Below are 17438 nucleotides of genomic sequence, written 5' to 3'. Positions count from 1 at the left end.
CGCCGCGCGGGATGACGTCCCGGGTGGGGTGCGGCTCAGAACAGCTCTTTGGCGAGCAGCTCGAGGGTCCGCTCACGTCCCGGTGCGCTGCGCGGATCGGTGCCTCGGCGGGCCGAGGCGACCGGGTTGATCATGACCTCGTCGACGTCGAACTGCTCAGCCAGCGCGCGCACCTGCGCCGCGGCAGACGCCGGTGAGCCGACGACGGCCTTGCCGAACGCCGACTCCACCATCGCCTGCGCCTGCGGGTGCAGCTCGATCGCCTCGGCGTCCTCGACGAGGTCGAGCGGCGTCAGGGGCTGGCCGGTGCGCAGCTTGGCCATCATGTGCAGGTTGGGCAGCATCAGCGCTGCCGCCTCCTCGTCGGTCTCGGCGACGGAGGCGTTGACGGTCAGGAACGTGACGGGCTCGGACGCCAGGTCGCTCGGCCGGAACTCGCGGCGGTAGACCGCGAGCGCCTCGGCCGTCCCCTGGCCGGAGAAGTGGTGCGCGAACACGTACGGCAGGCCCTTGGCCGCGGCGAGGTGCGCGGAGTACATCGACGAGCCGAGCAGCCACATCCTGGGCTCGCTCGCCGCCGCCGGCGTGGCCTTGAGGACGTAGTTCTGGCGCGGGACCGCGACGCGCACGCCGTCGGCCGACATGAGTGCGACGACGTCGTCGAGGTACTGCGGGAAGTTCTCGATGTCCGTGTCGTCGCGTCCGGCGGCGCCCCGCAGGGCCATGGACGTGACGGGGTCCGAGCCGGGCGCGCGGCCGATCCCGAGGTCGACGCGACCCGGGGTCGCCGCCTCGAGCAGCGCGAACTGCTCGGCCACCGCGAGCGGCGCGTGGTTCGGCAGCATGACGCCGCCCGATCCGAGCCGGATCCGTTCCGTGTGCGCCCCGAGAATGCCGATCAGGACCGGCGGCGAAGTCGCCGCGACGGCCGGCATGTTGTGGTGCTCGGCCACCCAGAACCGGGTGAAGCCGGCACGATCGGCGACCTGCGCGAGCGAGACGGTGGCCGCGAGGGCGTCGCTCGTCGTCTGGTCGGTACGGACGGGCACGAGGTCCAGCACGGAGAGTCTCACGTCAGTCCCAACGCGGCCCGCGGACGGATGCTTCCCACCTCACGCCGTGCGGGTTCGCCCGCGGTGGAGGACGCTGGTGCACATGTCCTCCCCCGCTCGCACGACCGGCCGGATCGCGCTCGGCGCGATGCTCCTGTTCGCCGGCACCAGCCACCTGACCTTCGCCCGCAAGGAGTTCGCCGCGCAGGTGCCGCCGTGGTTCCCCGCCGACACCGACCTCGTCGTCCTCGCGTCCGGAGTGGCGGAGCTGACCCTCGGAGGGGCGCTCGTCGCGGCACCGCAGCGGCACCGGGCCACCGTGGGCTGGGTAGTGGCGGCGTTCTTCGTAGCGATCTTCCCGGGCAACATCTCCCAGCTGGTCACCCGCACGGATGCCTTCGGGCTCGACTCCGACCGCGCCCGCGCGGTCCGGCTGCTGTTCCAGCCCGTCCTCGTGGTCTGGGCGCTGTGGTCGACCGGCGCGTGGCGCGCCTGGCGTCAGCGCCGGGCGTCCGCCCGCGTGATCCAGTAGTCGGCGGTCTGCGGGTCGGCGATCCCGAAGCGGGCGTTGACCGCGAAGAGTGACCCCTTCACGAGGGCGACCGTGCTCGGGACGTCGACCGCCGCCGCGAAGTCATCCCGGTCGATCGTGTCGACGACCTCCGCGGTGCGCAGCCCCCTGTCCAGGTCGACGACCACGATCGTGTTGTCGCGGTTCCTCACGACGTACAGCACGCCGCGACCGCGCTCGAGCCCGTCACCGTTGACGAACGTCACCCCGCCGGTGTCGATCTCGCGCGTCCGACCGGAACGCGAGTCGATCGCGAACAGCAGGCCGGTGTTGCTCTGCACCGCGACCAGCGTGCGGCCGTAGCTCACGATGCCGTTCAGGTTGTTGCCCGCCGCGAGCTGGAGGTCTCCGGTGAGGGGCACGGTCGTGGCCCGGCCGGGGTCCGGCAGGCGTGCTCCCCGCCCGCGGGCGAAGGGGATGACCAGCAGCTCCTTGGACAGCGAGTCGGTCGCGAAGACGCCGCGGTCGGTGACCGTCAGGTCGTTGACGAACCGGGTGGACGCGCTGGGGAACGCGTAGGTGGCGAGCACCCGGCCGGTGTCGGCGTCCTGGGCGCGGACCTCCTGCCCGGGACCGCCCGCGACCCACAGGACGTCGCGGCGGCGGTCGTGGTCGATGCCGACGGCCACCCGGCCGGGCGCGCCGGCGAACCTGGTGGTGCGGCCCGACCGGAGGCTGATCTTCAGGATGGCCCCGTCAGCACGGGAGCCGGAGTACAGGTTCGTGCCGTCGGTGGTGATGCCCTCGGGCAGCCATCCGCTCGGCAGCTCGATCCGGTCCGGCAGCGCGGATCCGTGGTCGTGCCACGAGTGACCGTGGTGCCGGTCGTGGGCGGTGGCGGGCACGGTGGTGGCGGCCAGCAGCAGCGCGGCCAGCGTCACCGCCCGACGGAACATGGTCATGATCTCTCCTGACGTCGCCAAGGTCTCATCCTCCACACGACGTCCCGCCGGGGCAAGGGTCCGACGCGACCGACGTCAGGTCACGTCCTGCGGCATCGTCGCCGGGAACGTCCCGAGCCGCTCGATCATGAATCCGCCCGGGTACGACCGGATGCGGTGCGAGTCCCGCACGCGCACCGGCCTGCGCCGCGGCGGCAGGAGGCGGACGACGCGGCCCCGCACCACCAGCGAGCCGTGCGCGAGGGCCTGCACGATCCGGGGCGGTCGCGGGTAGCCGAAAGCTGCCCGCAGGTGGTCGTCGAGCAGCGCGATGCTGAACCGGCGCATGAGCGGGCGCAGGGGGCGTGGGTAGAAGCCCACGAACAGCTCCAGCGTCGCGTCGGCCACCGCCCGCGCCTTGGCGTCGAACACGTACGTCTCGCGCTCGTACGCGTCCATCAGCTCGGCGAACCCGTCATAGTCCGCCGGCACGTCCTGGATGCCCATGAGGCGGCCGAGCCGCTGGTAGTAGCGCACGGTCGCGGCCTTCTCGGCGTCCAGGCCGTCGCGCCAGCCGTATCTCTCGATCCACCGCACGGGGGTCACCACGAACGTCGACAGCACGTAGCGCAGGTCGTCGTTCGAGATGTCGTAGCTGCCGTGCATCTGGTTCATGCGGCGCACGCCGGCGCGTCCGGTCGGCGACTCGAGCCCCTCCGCGACGATCTCCTCGAGGATCAGCGCGGTGTCGTCGTGCCGTTTCTGCGTCGCCCCGGTGAACTCACCCGTGTCGTGCAGCAGCCGGCCGATCGAGGGCACGGCGTAGGTGCGGAACAGGGCGAAGCTGAGCGCCTGTTGCGAGTCCCACGGGAACTCGTGCATCGCGGTGATCCGGACGATCTGCTCGTACTGCGTCTCCGGGTCGAGCCGACCGATCTCCCGTTGCCAATGACCACGCCTCATGACCGGACACTACCGTGACAGTGGCACTGTCACAATGCCCTAGAGGGTGGCACGGAGGAAGTCGACGATGTCGTCGACGGCCTGCGTGGCGACCGGCACGACGCCCGGCAGGCTCAGGAACCCGTGGATCGCGCCGTCGTACTCGACGTACCGGACCGGGACGCCCGCGGCGACGAGGGCGTCGCGGTACCTCGCGCCGTTGTCGAGCAACGGGTCGTGCTCGGCGGTCAGGATGAACGCCTTGGGCAGCCCCGCGTGGGAGGCGGCGCGGATCGGGGACGCCCGGAAGTCCTCGGTGCCGTGCTGCGCGCCGAGGTAGAGCCGCACGAACGCCCGCATGTTCCGGGACGTCAGTACCGGCGCCTCCGCGTTGCGGTCCTCCGACGGCCACCGGTCGTACATCTCGACACCGGGGTAGATCAGCACCTGCGCCCGGAGGTCGGGGCCGCCCGCGTCCCGGGCCAGCAACGACATCACCGCGGCGAGGTTGCCGCCGGCGCTGTCGCCCATGACCGCGATGCGCGAGGGATCGATGCCGAGCTCGTCGGCGTGGTCGACGACCCACGTCAGCGCCGCCCAGCAGTCCTCCACACCGGCGGGGAACGGCGCGTCGGGGGCGAGCCGGTACGACGGGGAGACCACGACGGCGCGGGCTCCCACGGCGATCCGGGCGGAGAGCCAGCCGGACTGCTCCGGGTTGCCCTGGACCCAGCCCCCGCCGTGGAAGTTGACCACGCACGGCAGCGGTCCCGCGACGTCCTTCGGCCGGTGCACGAGGGCACGCGAGCCGGAGCCGACGGTGATCTCCTGCTGGGTGGCCCGGCGGTCGACCCGGCCGAAGATCCGCCGCCCGAGGCCCGACTGCTGCAGCCGCAGCCGCTTGGCCCGGTGGGCCGGGAGGTCGTCGACCTCCTCGATCCCCTTCTCGACCACCTTCATGAGCCGGGCGAAGACCCGGGTGCGCGGCGCCATGCTGCTCACGGGCGGGTCCTTCCGGTCATGTCACGTCGCGCGGGGTGCGGACGCACACCCTATCCGGACGCCTTGAGCGCCCAGGCCCGGATCGCGTCGATGCGCGCCTGCAGCTGGTCGGACGAGGCCTGCGCCGCCGGGGGGCCGCCGCACTGCGAGCGCAGCCGGCTGTGGGTCACCCCGTGCGGGGCGCCGGTGCGGTGGTGCCACGCGCCGACCAGCGCCTGCAGCTCGCGGCGCAGCTCGCTGCGACGCGAGAACGCGACGTCCGCGGCGACCTCGGGCGCGGCCCTGGCCGCCTTGTCCTTGGCCCGCTTGGCACGGGACGCCTTCAGCAGCTCGGCGACCTGGTCGGGGTCGAGGAGGCCCGGGATGCCGAGGAAGTCGAGCTCGCCGTCGTCGTCCGACAACGCGTCGTAGCCGAACTCGCCGCCGTCGTAGACCAGCCGGTCGAACGACGCCTCGCTCGCGAGCGCGCGGTACTCGCCGAGCTGGTCGGACGCGCCCTGGTCCTCCTGGGCCTTCGCGATGAGCTCGGCCTCGGCCGCGAACAGGTCCGTCTCGTCCTTGACCGGACGCCCGATGACGTGGTCGCGCTGGGACTCCAGGTCGGAGGCCAGCTCCAGCAGACGGGGCACGCTCGGCACGAAGATCGAGGCGGTCTCGCCCTTGCGCCGGGCGCGCACGAATCGTCCGACGGCCTGGGCGAAGTACAGCGGTGTGGAGGTGGTGGTGGCGTAGACGCCCACGGACAGGCGCGGGATGTCGACGCCTTCCGAGACCATCCGGACCGCGACCATCCACGGGGTCATGCCGGCCGAGAAGTCCGCGATCTTGGCGCTGCTGCCCGGCTCGTCGGACAGCACGACGGTCGGCTTAAGACCCGTGATCTCGGTCAGCACCGAGGCGTACGCGCGGGCGCTGTCCTGGTCGCTGGCGATCACCAGGCCGCCCGCGTCGGGGACGTGCCGGCGCACCTCGACGAGCCGGGTGTGCGCGGCCGTGAGCACCTCGGGGATCCAGGACCCGTTCGGGTCCAGCGCGGTGCGCAGGGCCTGCGCGGTGGCGGCGCGGTCCAGCGGCTCGCCCAGCCGGGCGGCGACCTCGTCGCCGGCCCGGGTGCGCCAGTGCATCTGACCGGAGTACGCCATGAACAGCACGGGGCGCACGACCCCGTCCTTGAGCGCGTGGCCGTACCCGTACGAGTAGTCCGCGACGCTCGTGACCGTCCCGTCGACCTGCGGGGCGTACGTGACGAACGGGATCGGGTTGTCGTCGGAGCGGAACGGTGTGCCGGTGAGCGAGAGCCGGCGGACCGCGGGCTCGCACGCCTCCTGCACCGCGTCGCCCCACGTCAGCGCGTCACCCGCGTGGTGCACCTCGTCCATGATGACCATCGTCGAGCGGTGCTCGATCCGGGCGCGGTACGCGTTGGGGTTGACCGCGAGACCGGCGTACGTGACCGCGAAGCCCTGGAAGCCGGACCCGAGGGCGCCCTGGCTGGGCAGCGTCGGGTCGATCGCGATGCCGATGCCGGAGGCCGCCATGGCCCACTGCGTCTTGAGGTGGTCGGTGGGCGTCACGATGACGACCCGCTCGACGATCCCCTTGGACAGGAGGTCGGCGGCGATCGTCAGGGCGAACGTGGTCTTGCCGGCTCCGGGCGTGGCGACAGTGAGGAAGTCGCTCGGTTGCGTGCGTTGGTAGAGCTCGAACGCCTCGCGCTGCCAGACCCGGAGGTGCTGGCTACGCGTCACCCGACGGATCCCCCTCGTCGCCCTTGTCGAGACCTTCCCAGATGTCCTTGCACTCCGGACACACCGGGAACCGCTGTGGATCACGACTGGGGGTCCACACCTTGCCGCACAGCGCGATGACGGGGGTGCCCATGACCATGGCCTCGGTCAGCTCGTCCTTGGGCACGTAGTGCGAGAAGCGCTCGTGATCGCCTTCCTCCGTGCGCTGGTCGACACGTTCGTCGGTGCGCTCGTCGAGTGCTGTCTGCGAACCACGCTGGAAGAAAGCCACGGCCCCAGTCTAACGAGTGCCCGACGTCGATTCCTAGTTCGCCGACGGGTCGTCCGGGAATGTCGCCCAGAATCGGACGTCGTCGTCCTGGCGCCGCAGCACGTCGCGCCACAGCGTCTCGGGGCGAGGCGAGATCAGGTCCCCGTCCTCGGCAGGGACGACGAGCCAGGCACCCTGCGCGATCTCCTCCTCGAGCTGGCCCGGCCCCCATCCCGCGTAGCCCGCGAACACCCGCAGGCCGTACAGCTCGCCGTTCGCGGGCAGCGGTCCGTCGAGGTCGATGAGGCCGACCCGGCCGGCCATCTGACGCCAGCCGAGCGGCGGGACGTCGGCGACGACGCCCAGGGCCAGGGCGGAGTCCATCGCGACCGGCCCGCCCTGGAACAGGCACACCGGCGCGTTCACCAGACCGGCCCAGTCCGGCAGCACCTCGTCGACCTCGGACTCCAGCGGCCGGTTGACGATGACGCCGAGCGCGCCGTCCTGGTCGTGGTCGAGCAGGAACACGACGCTGCGCAGGAAAGGTCCTGCCTCGATGGCCGGGGTGGCCACCAGCATCGTGCCGCGCAGCGAGTCCATGACTCCATGATGCCCCGCGACGCGCACCACGGCGACACTGGCGAAAGCCCTATGCTCGTGGAATGGCTGAGGAGAGCACCAGCGAGGAGCTCACGATCGACGAGCTCGCGGCGCGGGCGCAGATGACGGTGCGCAACGTGCGCGCGTACGCCGCGCGGGGCCTCATCGACGCCCCACGGCTCGCGGGCCGCACCGGTTACTACAACCGCGAGCACCTGCAACGGCTGCAGCTCGTCCGGCAGCTGCTCGAGCGTGGCTTCACGCTGGCCGCGATCGAGAAGGCCATCCAGCACACGCCCCACCACGCCGCGGGCCACACCCTGGACCTGATGACGATCCTCGACCTGCCCGACGAGGACGCCGAGATCATGTCCCGCGAGGACCTCGCCGCCCTGGCCGGGGTCGAGCGGGACGACGCGCTCATCGAGTCGATGGTGGGCCTCGGCCTCGTCGAGAAGCTCGACGCCGACCGCGTGCGCCTCGTCGAGCCCGCGACCGTCCGCGCGGGCGCCTCGGCCGTGACCCTGGGCCTGCCGCCGGAGTCGGTCATCGCGCTCTTCCCGGTGCTGCAGTCCCACCTGCGCACGATCGCGGACACCTTCGTGCGCGAGGTCGTCACCGAGATGATCCAGCCGATCATCGATGCCGGCCTCCCCGAGCAGGACTGGCGCAACGTCATCGACCTCGTCGACGGGCTCCTGCCGATCGCGAGCCAGGTGACGCTGGGCATCTTCCGCTCGGAGTTCCGCAAGTCGATCGACGCCGAGATCGGCGAGCAGATCAGCGGCATCGCGGGCCAGCCCGACTGAGCTCCCCCACGACGCACCGAACCCCGGCCGGCGCCACGGAGGGAGGGAGGTGGCGCCGACCGGGGTGATCGGGGGGTTGCGGGGAGGACTCAGGCGGCGATCGCACTGCGCAGCCGGGCGATGAGCCCGCCGCGGTGCGTCCCGTCCGGCTCGACCGCCCCGGGCGTGGCCCGGAGGGTCTGCCGCGCGGAGTCCTGGATCCGCCGGCCCTGGGCCGTGAGGTCCAGGTGGTAGGTGGGTGTGCCCGCCGAGGTGGCCAAGTAGGCCAGCTCCTTGGCGAACGCCTTGCGCAGGGCCGGCTCGTCCCGGTGGGCGTCGAGCAGGGACCGAACGGCCGGCAGGTCGGCGGCCGTCCTGACCCAGGCGGTGACGGGCACGAGCTCGGGATCGGTCTGCGCGTTGTCGAGGACCCGGTCCATGTGGCCGCTCAGGCGCTGGAACCAGGTCATCTGGAGCTCGAAGAGCGCGTCGGTGTCGGCCGGGAAGGCCTGGCGGCCGCCCTCGACGGAGTCGATGAGGTCGGTGAGAGTGAGGTCGCGGCGCGTGTCGGCGACGGCGAGCATGGCGCGAAGAGCTTCCTTGCGACGGTTGTAAGCATCCCAGGTCATGGTGTGCTCCTTCCTGTTCCGTCGAAACCGCGAGTTACATACTCTCGGTACGTACTCTTAGTATGTTCCAGGCTGTCCGGTGCTGACAAACCCTGGCGATGTGATTCCGGGCACGGAGGCCGGGCCGCCGTAGACTTGTCGGCATGTCCCATCCCGCACGCGTGACGAAGAGCGTCCTGCGCACCGCTCGCAAGACCACCAAGACCACACGGCGCCAGGACTACTCCTCCAGCACCAAGCGGGCGCTGCTCGACAGCGCGACGATCCTGTTCACCGACCACGGCTACGCGGGCACGTCCCTCGACGAGGTCGTCGCCGCCGCCCGGGTCACCAAGGGCGCGCTGTACCACCACTTCCCCAGCAAGCTGGCCCTGTTCGAGAACGTCTTCCTGCGGGTGCAGGAGTCCACGACGTCGGACATCGAGAAGGCCATCAACGCCTCCAAGGACCCCTGGGAGCGAGCCCAGATCGGCCTGGACAAGTTCCTCGAGGTCTGCCGCGAGCCGCAGTTCCGTCGCATCTGCATGCAGGAGGGCCCGGTCGCCCTCGGCCACGAGCGCTGGCACGAGGCGGAGAAGGAGTCCTCGTTCGGCATCGTCCAGCGGGTCGTGGACGACCTGCTGAGTGACCTCGGCGGGGCCGAGGGCCTCGGCGAGGCGTTCGCCGCGGTCTTCTACGGAGCGATCCGCTCGGCCTCGGAGTACGTGGCCGACGCCGAGGACCCGGACGCCGCGAGCGACGAGGTGCAGGCCACCATCGGAGCGCTGCTCGCCGGCCTGCGGCTGCTGCCGAAGGTCACCTGATCAGCCGAGGGTGACCCCGCCGCCGTCCTTGGGGACCAGCTCGAGGAACACGTGGCCCGGGTTGATCCGGTACGGCTTGCCGTCGGCGGTCTCGAATCGCAGCCCCTTCTTCAGGCCGGACTTGACCCACGTCACGGACGTGACCTCGTCACCGTGGAAGACCCGGGCCTCCCCGCGTCCCTCGAACACCGTCTCCGGCACGGGGTTGCCCGCCGGGTCGGTGTAGCCGGCGTCGCCCACCCGGCAGGACAGCACGATCATGGTGTCGGCCTTGAAGTCCTTGCCGGCCTCGGCGTGGCCGTTGGTGCGGACCCACTTGCCGCCCTTGAGCGCCCAGGACGTCGTCGTGAAGTCGCTGAAGCGCACGGTCGCGGCGGTCGCCTTCTTCGGCGCCGGCGTGGTCGCGGCACCCGCCTTCGGCGCCGCGGCCTTCGCACCGGACGCGGGCGCCCACGGCAGGTACGGACCGGGGATCCGTGTGCGCTTGGCCTTGCGGTTGACGGTCTTGAGGTCGATCAGGCGGTTGTAGGGGCGGACCTTGAGCGGGTCGCTGCTGAAGCCCGGCGCGCCACCGTCCTCGGAGAACACCCGGATCCCGGCCTTCTCGACCTTCCTGTAGGCGCCGCTCGCGCCGCCGGATGCCACGATCTGGCCGCCGACCGGGCCGGCGATGCCGATGTCGCTGGTGCGCAGCGATCGCACGTGGCCGACCTTCGACGGGAGCGAGGAGTAGTAGAACGCCGCAAGACGGGTGAGCCCACCCTCGACGAGCTCCTCGATCACCATGTCGGCGTGGTCGAGGCCGTACTGCGGGGCGCCGCCGTCGGTGTTCTCGATCTTGACGACGAAGACGGGATTGTCCGGACGACCCTTCTTCATGGCCTTGCCGGTCAGCGGGGAGACCTCGACGAGGGGCTTCGCGGTGCCCTTGCTGGCCCCCGGGGCCGGCTTCTCCGCCGGGTCCGAGGACGAGCTGCAGGCAGCCAGGGCGAGGGACGTGGCAGCCGCCACGGCCAGGAGACGCAGGTTCATGTCGCCAGCATGCCCCATGCCAGGTTGTCGTCCGGGGAGGTGGGGCGCCTCAGCCGTCCGAGGGCTTGCCGGGCTGCTTCTTCGGCACGGAGCCCTGGGGGGCCTGCGCCTTCTTGCCGCCGCGGCGTCCCGCGCCGGCCTTGCGGAAGCCGGCCTCCTCGGCCTCGGCCTCGGTGCGGAACCAGACACCGGCCTTCGTCCGCGCGTACGACGAGCTGTCCGGGAGGTGGTAGATCTTCGAGGACGTGTTGCCCTTGATCACGTGGTCCGCCGACGGGGGCTCCACGCCGCGGCGTGCCGACGGCGTGGCCTTCTTCGCCGGCTGTGGCTCCGGTTTCGGCTCCGGCGCGGGCTCCGGTTTCGGCTCCGGCGCGGTCTCCGGCTCCGGCGCGGGCACCTCCTCGGGGGCCGGCACGTCCGTGGGATCCGGCGTGGGAGCGGCCTTCATCGCGGGTCGGGGAGCGCGACGCCTGCCGGCACGCACCTGGAGCTCGCGCACCAGCCAGCCGAGGACGAAGGCCAGCACTGCGGTGAGCACCAGCCAGACGGCGATCTCGCCGACCGTGTAGTCCGACACCGCTCAGCGCTCCTTCACGACGAGGTCGACGCGCCGGTACCGCTCGGCGGTCGCGCTGATCCCGGCACGGGCCGAGCCGTAGGTGCGCGTCGAGACGCGCTCGGGCTCGATGCCGAGGCCCACGAGGTACGTCTTGACCGCTGCGGCCCGCGCCTTGCTCAAGACCTGGCCCTGCCGGGGATCCTTGGGGCCGAAGTGCCCGCCGATCTCGACCGTGACGCCGACGTTGCGGCGCAGGACGTCGGCCACCGCGGCCAGCGGCACGCCGTCGTGGGCCCCGAGGTACGAGACGCCCGGCGGGAAGGTGATCGTCGTGGAGTTGAGGACCGCGGCGTCGGCCTTGTCGAGGCTCCCGGCATCGATCCGGAGGTCGTCGACGACCTCGAGGGCGGGCAGCGCGGTCGCGACCAGATCGACGACGCGGTCGCGCCCCGCGGCGCTCTGGATGGTCCCGCCGATGCTCACCGTCCCGGTGCCGTCGACGTCGAGCCGCAGGTCCTCCACGGACACGACGTCACCGAGCAGGCCCGGGACGGCCCCGGCCCACGGCGCCGCCTTCACGTCCGGATCGACCTCGAGGTCGCCGGAGACGGTCGTGTCGAAGACCAGTGACGCTGCCGCCTTGATGTCGGCCGCCGCGTCAGGGTCGGGCACCACACCGCTCATCACCACCCCGTCAGGGGACCGCTCCAGCGAGATCGTGGACGTGTTCGGGTCCGCCGCTCGCACCCGGTCCTCCGGACCCGTGTCGCGACCGGTGTCGATTCGAGCCCAGCGCACGCCCTGGACGCCCTCGACGACGTCGCGCGCCTCACGCAGGTCGGTCCGGCTCCCGCCGCTGAGCTGCGCCTCGCGGCCCTCGAACGTGACCGCGACGCCGTCGAGACCCGCAGCGGCCAGCGCCTGCTCGGCCGACGGGCGCAGGGCATCCGCGATCGAGCGCGAGCCGGCCACGGCACCGAGCGCCACGGCCGCGACGAGACCCGCTGCGACGAGCGCGGTCAACCACTTGAGGCTGGTGTCGGACACGTCCGGTTCTCTCCCCTGTCATCGAGCGCAACGGTTGATCAGCGTACGCGGTCGGGCGACGGCGCCGCTCCGCGCCGAGCGGTTGTCGTACCCGGCTGGAACGATGGGGGGCATGTCCGATCCGCTCGCCCGGTTCGCGCCCGCGACCCGGGCGTGGTTCACCGAGTCCTTCGACGCACCCACTCCCGCCCAGGTGGGGGCGTGGGACGGGGTGGCCGGCGACGAGCACGTGCTGGTCGTCGCGCCGACCGGTTCGGGCAAGACCTTGGCGGCCTTCCTCTCGGCCATCGACCGGCTGATGCACGCCGGCGAGTCCGAGGGCACCCGGGTGCTCTACATCTCCCCGCTCAAGGCGCTGGCCGTCGACGTCGAGCGCAACCTGCGCTCACCCCTGGTCGGCATCACCCAGGCGGCGGCCCGGCGCGGCGACGAGTTCCGCGAGGTCACCGTCGGCGTCCGCTCCGGCGACACCTCCCAGCGCGACCGCCGGGCACTGGTCACCCGTCCGCCCGACATCCTCATCACGACTCCCGAGTCGCTGTTCCTGATGCTCACGTCGGCCGCCCGCGAGACCCTGCGCAGCGTCGACACCGTCATCGTCGACGAGATCCACGCCGTGGCGGGCACCAAGCGCGGCGCCCACCTCGCGCTGTCGCTCGAGCGGCTCGACGCGCTCCTGGACACCCCGGCACGTCGCATCGGGCTGAGCGCGACCGTGCGCCCGCACGACGAGGTCGCCCGGTTCCTCGCGGGGTCCGGCCGCGTGCAGGTCGTCGCGCCCCCGTCGCCGAGCCGCCTCGAGATGCACGTCGAGGTCCCGGTCGACGACATGACCAGCATCCCCGCCCCACCCCGCCAGGAGGGCAGCGGTGCCCGTGCGCTCGAGGACGAGGCCCCCCGGGGCAGCATCTGGCCGCACGTGGAGGAGTCCGCCATGCGCCGGGTGCTGGAGCACCGCTCGACGATCATCTTCGTCAATTCCCGCGGTGTGGCCGAACGACTCACCGCACGCCTCAACGAGGCGTACGCGAAGCACCTCGAGACCGATCCCGTGCCCCGTGACTCAGGCCGGCCACCGGCTCAGCTGATGGGCGGCAGCGCGCAGTCCGAGGGCGCCGAACCCGTCCTGGCGCGCGCCCACCACGGATCGGTCAGCAAGGAGCAGCGGGCGCTGATCGAGGACGAGCTGAAGTCCGGCCGGCTGCGATGCGTCGTGGCCACGTCGAGCCTCGAGCTGGGCATCGACATGGGAGCGGTCGACCTCGTGGTGCTGGTCTCGACCCCACCGTCGGTCGCCAGCGCGCTGCAGCGCGTGGGGCGAGCCGGCCACCAGGTCGGCGAGCTGTCCCGCGGCGTCCTCTACCCCACGTCGCGCCAGGACCTCCTCGGTTCCGCGGTCACCACGTCGCGCATGCAGCACGGCCTCATCGAGCGGCTCGACATCCCGGCCAACCCGCTCGACATCCTCGCCCAGCAGACCGTCGCCGCGACCGCGCTGGAGAGCCTCGACGTCGAGGAGTGGTTCGACACCGTGCGCCGCAGCGCCCCGTTCGCGACGCTCCCCCGGTCCGCGTACGACGCGACCCTCGACCTGCTCTCCGGCCGCTACCCCTCCGACGAGTTCGCCGAGCTGCGTCCACGCCTGGTGTGGGACCGTGACGCCGGCACGATCACCGGACGCCCCGGCGCCCAGCGTCTGGCGGTCACCAGCGGCGGCACGATCCCCGACCGCGGGATGTTCTCGGTCAACCTCGCCGCGGGCACCGAGGAGACGGGCTCACGCAAGGTCGGCGAGCTCGACGAGGAGATGGTCTACGAGTCGCGCATCAACGACGTCTTCGCGCTCGGCGCCACGAGCTGGCGCATCCAGGAGATCACCCACGACCGGGTCATCGTCACGCCGGCGTTCGGCCAGCCAGCCCGGCTCCCGTTCTGGAAGGGCGACGCGGTCGGCCGGCCCTACGAGCTGGGCGAGGCGATCGGCGCCTTCGTCCGTGAGGCGTCCGCCCTGTCGGCCGAGCAGCTGGCCGGGCACGCGTCGGAGCTGGGGCTGGACCGGCGCGCCTCGGACAACCTGAGCGCGTACCTCGGCGAGCAGAAGGCCGCGACCGGCCAGGTCCCGTCCGACCGCACCCTGGTGGTCGAGCGGTTCCGCGACGAGCTCGGCGACTGGCGGGTCGTCCTGCACTCGCCGTTCGGCCGCCGCGTCCACGCGCCGTGGGCACTGGCCGTCGCGGCCCGCATCGTCGAGCGCTACGGCATGGACGGCTCGGTGGTCGCCAGCGACGACGGCATCGTCGCGCGCATCCCCGACACCGAGACCGAGCCGCCCGGCGCCGACCTGTTCGTGTTCGAGGCCGACGAGCTCGACAAAATCGTCACCGAGGAGGTCGGCGGCTCGGCGCTGTTCGCCTCGCGCTTCCGCGAGTGCGCGGCCCGCGCGCTGCTCCTGCCACGGCGCAACCCCGGGTCCCGCGCCCCACTGTGGCAGCAGCGCCAGCGCTCGGCCCAGCTGCTCGACGTCGCCCGCAAGTACCCGACGTTCCCGATCCTGCTCGAGACCGCCCGCGAGTGCCTGCAGGACGTCTACGACCTGCCGGCGCTGACCGCGCTGACCCGGCGCCTGGCCTCCCGCGAGGTGCAGATCGCCGAGGTCACCACCGAGCGCGCCTCACCGTTCGCCCAGAACCTCCTGTTCGGCTACGTCGCGGCGTTCCTCTACGAGGGCGACACACCGCTGGCCGAGCGCCGCGCCTCCGCGCTGACGCTCGACCCCACCCTGCTCGCCGAGCTGCTCGGGCGGGCCGAGCTGCGCGAGCTGCTCGACCCCGACGTGCTCGAGCGCACCGAGCTGGAGCTGCAGCGCCTGACCGAGGACCGCCGGGCCAAGGACATCGAGGGAGTCGCCGACCTCCTGCGCATGCTCGGACCACTCACCGAGGCCGAGGTCGCCGCCCGTCTGCAGCCCGACCTCGCCGACCACGCGCCGACGTGGCTCGGTGAGCTGCGCGACGCCCGGCGCGCGATCGAGGTCTCGATGGCCGGCGAGATCCGCTGGGCCGTCGTCGAGGACGCCGGCCGGCTCCGCGACGCCCTGGGCGTCGTGATCCCGCTCGGCGTCTCCGAGGCGTACCTCGAGTCGTCCGCCGATCCGTTGACCGACCTGATCTCCCGGCACACCCGCACCCACGGGCCGTTCACGACGCAGGAGGTCGCCGAACGCTTCGGTCTCGGCACCGCGGTCGTGCAGCAGGTGCTGCGCCGGCTCTCCCGCGACGGACGGTTGACCGAGGGCGAGTTCCGCCCGCACGCGACGGGCAGCGAGTGGGTCGAGCCCGGGGTGCTGCGCCGCATCCGCTCCCGCTCGCTCGCTGCGGCGCGCCAGCAGGTGGAGCCCGTCGACCCGGGCACGTTCGCCCGGTTCCTGCCGTCCTGGCAGGGCGTCGGCGGCAGCCTGCGGGGTCCCGACGGCGTCCTGTCCGTGATCGACCAGCTGGCCGGTCTCGCGCTGCCGGCCTCGGCGTGGGAGTCGCTCGTGCTGCCCGCTCGGGTCCGCGACTACTCCCCCGCGATGCTCGACGAGCTGACCTCGGCCGGTGAGGTCGTGTGGTCGGGCGCCGGCACCCTGCCGGGCAACGACGGCTGGGTGCAGCTCCACCCGGCCGACTTCGTGCTGCGCGCTGCCGGTGCGCAGCCCGCCGAGACCGACGCCCTGCACACCGCGATCGCCGATGCGCTGGACGGCGGGGGCGCCTTCTTGTTCCGCCAGCTCGTCGACGCACTCGGCACCGACGGCGGCCTGCCCGACCATGCCCAGGTCGCCGAGGCGCTGTGGGACCTCGTCTGGAGCGGTCGGGTCAGCAACGACACGTTCGCCCCGCTGCGCACGCTCGTCGGGCGAGGCGGCGCCCACCGCACGAGCAGGCCCACACCCCGTGCCCGCATCCACGGCCGTCGGCCCCGGTCGCCGCGCGTCGCGGTGCAGGGGCCGCCGACCGTCAGCGGCCGGTGGTTCGCGCTGACCGAGACCACCGCCGACGCCACCGCGCTGCAGCTGGCCCGCACCGAGGCGCTCATCGGACGCTACGGCGTGGTGACCCGCGGCTCGGTCATGGCCGAGCAGACACCGGGCGGCTTCGCGGCCATCTACCGCGTGCTCCGCGAGCTCGAGCAGACCGGCTCGGTGCTCCGCGGCTACTACATCGAGACGCTGGGCGCCGCCCAGTTCGCCGCGACGTCCACGGTCGACCGCATGCGCGCCCACGCGACCGACGACGACCGGCCCACCGACGCCCGTGCCCTCACCCTGGCCGCCACCGACCCGGCCAACCCCTACGGCGCGGCCCTGCCCTGGCCCGCCCGCGCCGCCGAGGACGACTCGTCCCGGCACCGCCCGGCGCGCAAGGCCGGGTCCCTCGTCGTCATGCACGACGGCCGGCTCGTGGTCTACCTCGAGCGGGGCGGCAAGAAGGCCCTCGTCTTCGACGACGATCCGGCACGCCTCGCCGCGGCCGCCACGTCCTTGGCGGCCACCGTCCGGGGCCGGCGGATCAGCCGGCTCACCATCGAGACCGTCGACGGCCGGCCGGTGGCCGCCAGCGCGTTCGGCGAGGCACTGGCCGAGGCGGGCTTCGAGCCCACGATCAAGGGGCTGCGACTCGATGCCTGAGGGCGACACCGTCTGGCGCACCGCGCACCACCTCCACGAGGCGCTCGCCGGCCAGGTGCTGACCCGCACGGACTTCCGCGTGCCCGCGTTCGCGACGGTGGACCTGTCCGGTGAGCTCGTCGACGAGGTCGTCAGCCACGGCAAGCACCTGCTGATCCGCACCGCGGAGCACTCGATCCACTCCCACCTGAAGATGGAGGGCGCCTGGCACGTCCAGCGGCTCGGCACCGACTGGCGACGTCCCGGTCACTCCGCGCGCGCGGTCCTCGAGAACGCCGAGTGGCAGGCGATCGGCTACTCCCTGGGCATCCTGGAGGTCCTGGCGCGCAGCGACGAGGCCGAGGCGATCGGCCATCTCGGGCCCGACCTGCTCGGACCGGACTGGGACCTCGACGAAGCCGTCCGGCGGGTGTCCGCGGACCCCGACCGTCCGGTGTTCCTGGCGCTGATGGACCAGCGCAACCTCGCCGGCTTCGGCAACGAGTACGTCAACGAGCTGTTGTTCATCATGGGGCTCTCGCCGCACCGTCCCGTCGGTCAGGTCCGGGACGTCGCGCGGGTCATCTCCCGCGGGCAGCGCATGCTCGACGTCAACAAGTCGCGCATCGAGCGGTCGTTCACCGGCAGCACCCGCACCGGCGAGGACCGGTGGGTCTATCGCCGCGAGCGGGCCCGCTGCCGCCGCTGCGGGACGCGCCTGATGAACGGCCAGCTCGGCGACCGGCCGACCGCCGAGCGCAACATCTTCTGGTGCCCCCACTGCCAGCCCTAGCCCAGATCTGCGGACTCCTGCACGCTTTCGCGGACGCAGAACGGTGCAGAAGTCCGCAGATCTGGGCTGGGATGACGGCCGAGAGGCCGACTG

Annotated in this window: 16 protein-coding genes; 5 read left to right on the top strand and 11 right to left on the bottom strand. The window is 72.4% G+C overall.

Annotated features, from left to right (window positions below):
• Positions 1 to 35 precede the first annotated feature (35 nt).
• Complete coding sequence (locus C3E78_RS04830) at positions 36 to 1073, bottom strand: LLM class flavin-dependent oxidoreductase (protein ID WP_108577240.1); 1038 nt, start codon at positions 1071 to 1073, stop codon at positions 36 to 38.
• Positions 1074 to 1155: 82 nt separating this feature from the next.
• On the opposite strand from C3E78_RS04830, the gene C3E78_RS04825 reads away from it, so the two are divergent.
• Positions 1156 to 1584 carry a DoxX family protein gene (locus C3E78_RS04825; protein ID WP_108577239.1) on the top strand — a complete coding sequence of 143 codons (429 nt, stop codon included), beginning with the start codon at positions 1156 to 1158 and terminating at the stop codon, positions 1582 to 1584.
• On the opposite strand, the gene C3E78_RS04820 is transcribed toward C3E78_RS04825, so the two are convergent.
• The 6 genes from C3E78_RS04820 to C3E78_RS04795 form a co-directional block, all read right to left on the bottom strand.
• Positions 1551 to 2525, bottom strand: coding sequence for an NHL repeat-containing protein (locus C3E78_RS04820; protein WP_108577238.1), 975 nt, complete (start codon positions 2523 to 2525; stop codon positions 1551 to 1553). The genes C3E78_RS04825 and C3E78_RS04820 overlap by 34 nt on opposite strands.
• Positions 2526 to 2600: 75 nt before the next feature.
• Positions 2601 to 3467: an oxygenase MpaB family protein gene (locus C3E78_RS04815; protein WP_108577237.1), complete on the bottom strand. Its 867-nt coding sequence runs from the start codon at positions 3465 to 3467 to the stop codon at positions 2601 to 2603.
• A gap of 39 nt (positions 3468 to 3506) precedes the next feature.
• Positions 3507 to 4439, bottom strand: coding sequence for an alpha/beta hydrolase (locus tag C3E78_RS04810; protein WP_108580753.1), 933 nt, complete (start codon positions 4437 to 4439; stop codon positions 3507 to 3509).
• Between the two features lie 59 nt (positions 4440 to 4498).
• A complete protein-coding gene (locus C3E78_RS04805; protein WP_235833679.1) occupies positions 4499 to 6196 on the bottom strand; it encodes a DEAD/DEAH box helicase in 1698 nt (565 codons plus the stop codon).
• Positions 6186 to 6467, bottom strand: a complete 282-nt coding sequence (locus C3E78_RS04800; RefSeq protein WP_108577236.1) for a DUF3039 domain-containing protein — start codon at positions 6465 to 6467, stop codon at positions 6186 to 6188. Before C3E78_RS04800 ends, C3E78_RS04805 begins: the two co-directional genes overlap by 11 nt.
• A gap of 33 nt (positions 6468 to 6500) precedes the next feature.
• Positions 6501 to 7046, bottom strand: coding sequence for a YqgE/AlgH family protein (locus C3E78_RS04795; protein WP_108577235.1), 546 nt, complete (start codon positions 7044 to 7046; stop codon positions 6501 to 6503).
• A gap of 62 nt (positions 7047 to 7108) precedes the next feature.
• On the opposite strand from C3E78_RS04795, the gene C3E78_RS04790 reads away from it, so the two are divergent.
• Positions 7109 to 7855 (top strand): MerR family transcriptional regulator, encoded by a 747-nt coding sequence (locus C3E78_RS04790; protein ID WP_108577234.1) that lies wholly within the window; start codon positions 7109 to 7111, stop codon positions 7853 to 7855.
• Between the two features lie 89 nt (positions 7856 to 7944).
• Here C3E78_RS04790 and C3E78_RS04785 read toward each other — a convergent pair whose 3' ends face one another.
• A complete protein-coding gene (locus C3E78_RS04785) occupies positions 7945 to 8463 on the bottom strand; it encodes a hypothetical protein (RefSeq protein ID WP_135804843.1) in 519 nt (172 codons plus the stop codon).
• A gap of 143 nt (positions 8464 to 8606) precedes the next feature.
• On the opposite strand from C3E78_RS04785, the gene C3E78_RS04780 reads away from it, so the two are divergent.
• Positions 8607 to 9266 carry a TetR/AcrR family transcriptional regulator gene (locus C3E78_RS04780; protein WP_108577232.1) on the top strand — a complete coding sequence of 220 codons (660 nt, stop codon included), beginning with the start codon at positions 8607 to 8609 and terminating at the stop codon, positions 9264 to 9266.
• Here C3E78_RS04780 and C3E78_RS04775 read toward each other — a convergent pair whose 3' ends face one another.
• From C3E78_RS04775 to C3E78_RS04760, 3 genes are read right to left on the bottom strand one after another with little or no spacing between them, the layout of a single operon-like run.
• Positions 9267 to 10298, bottom strand: coding sequence for a DUF3048 domain-containing protein (locus C3E78_RS04775; protein WP_159085816.1), 1032 nt, complete (start codon positions 10296 to 10298; stop codon positions 9267 to 9269). It abuts the gene before it with no gap.
• Between the two features lie 49 nt (positions 10299 to 10347).
• The gene (locus C3E78_RS18190) at positions 10348 to 10875 is read right to left on the bottom strand and encodes a sunset domain-containing protein (protein WP_159085815.1); all 528 of its coding nucleotides are present in this window, start codon (positions 10873 to 10875) and stop codon (positions 10348 to 10350) included.
• A 3-nt stretch (positions 10876 to 10878) separates the two neighbouring features.
• Positions 10879 to 11904, bottom strand: a complete 1026-nt coding sequence (locus C3E78_RS04760) for an OmpA family protein (RefSeq protein ID WP_108577228.1) — start codon at positions 11902 to 11904, stop codon at positions 10879 to 10881.
• Between the two features lie 103 nt (positions 11905 to 12007).
• On the opposite strand from C3E78_RS04760, the gene C3E78_RS04755 reads away from it, so the two are divergent.
• On the top strand, positions 12008 to 16573 hold the full coding sequence (locus C3E78_RS04755) for an ATP-dependent helicase (protein ID WP_199906932.1): 4566 nt from the start codon (positions 12008 to 12010) through the stop codon (positions 16571 to 16573).
• Entirely contained in the window at positions 16566 to 17345 is a 780-nt protein-coding gene (locus C3E78_RS04750) for a DNA-formamidopyrimidine glycosylase family protein (RefSeq protein WP_108577226.1), read from the top strand. Before C3E78_RS04755 ends, C3E78_RS04750 begins: the two co-directional genes overlap by 8 nt.
• The last annotated feature ends 93 nt before the right edge of the window (positions 17346 to 17438 follow it).

This window comes from Aeromicrobium chenweiae, from assembly GCF_003065605.1.
Classification (GTDB): domain Bacteria; phylum Actinomycetota; class Actinomycetes; order Propionibacteriales; family Nocardioidaceae; genus Aeromicrobium; species Aeromicrobium chenweiae.
The sequence above is the reverse complement of the archived record's forward strand: the minus strand, read 5'-3'. Positions and strand labels throughout refer to the sequence as shown.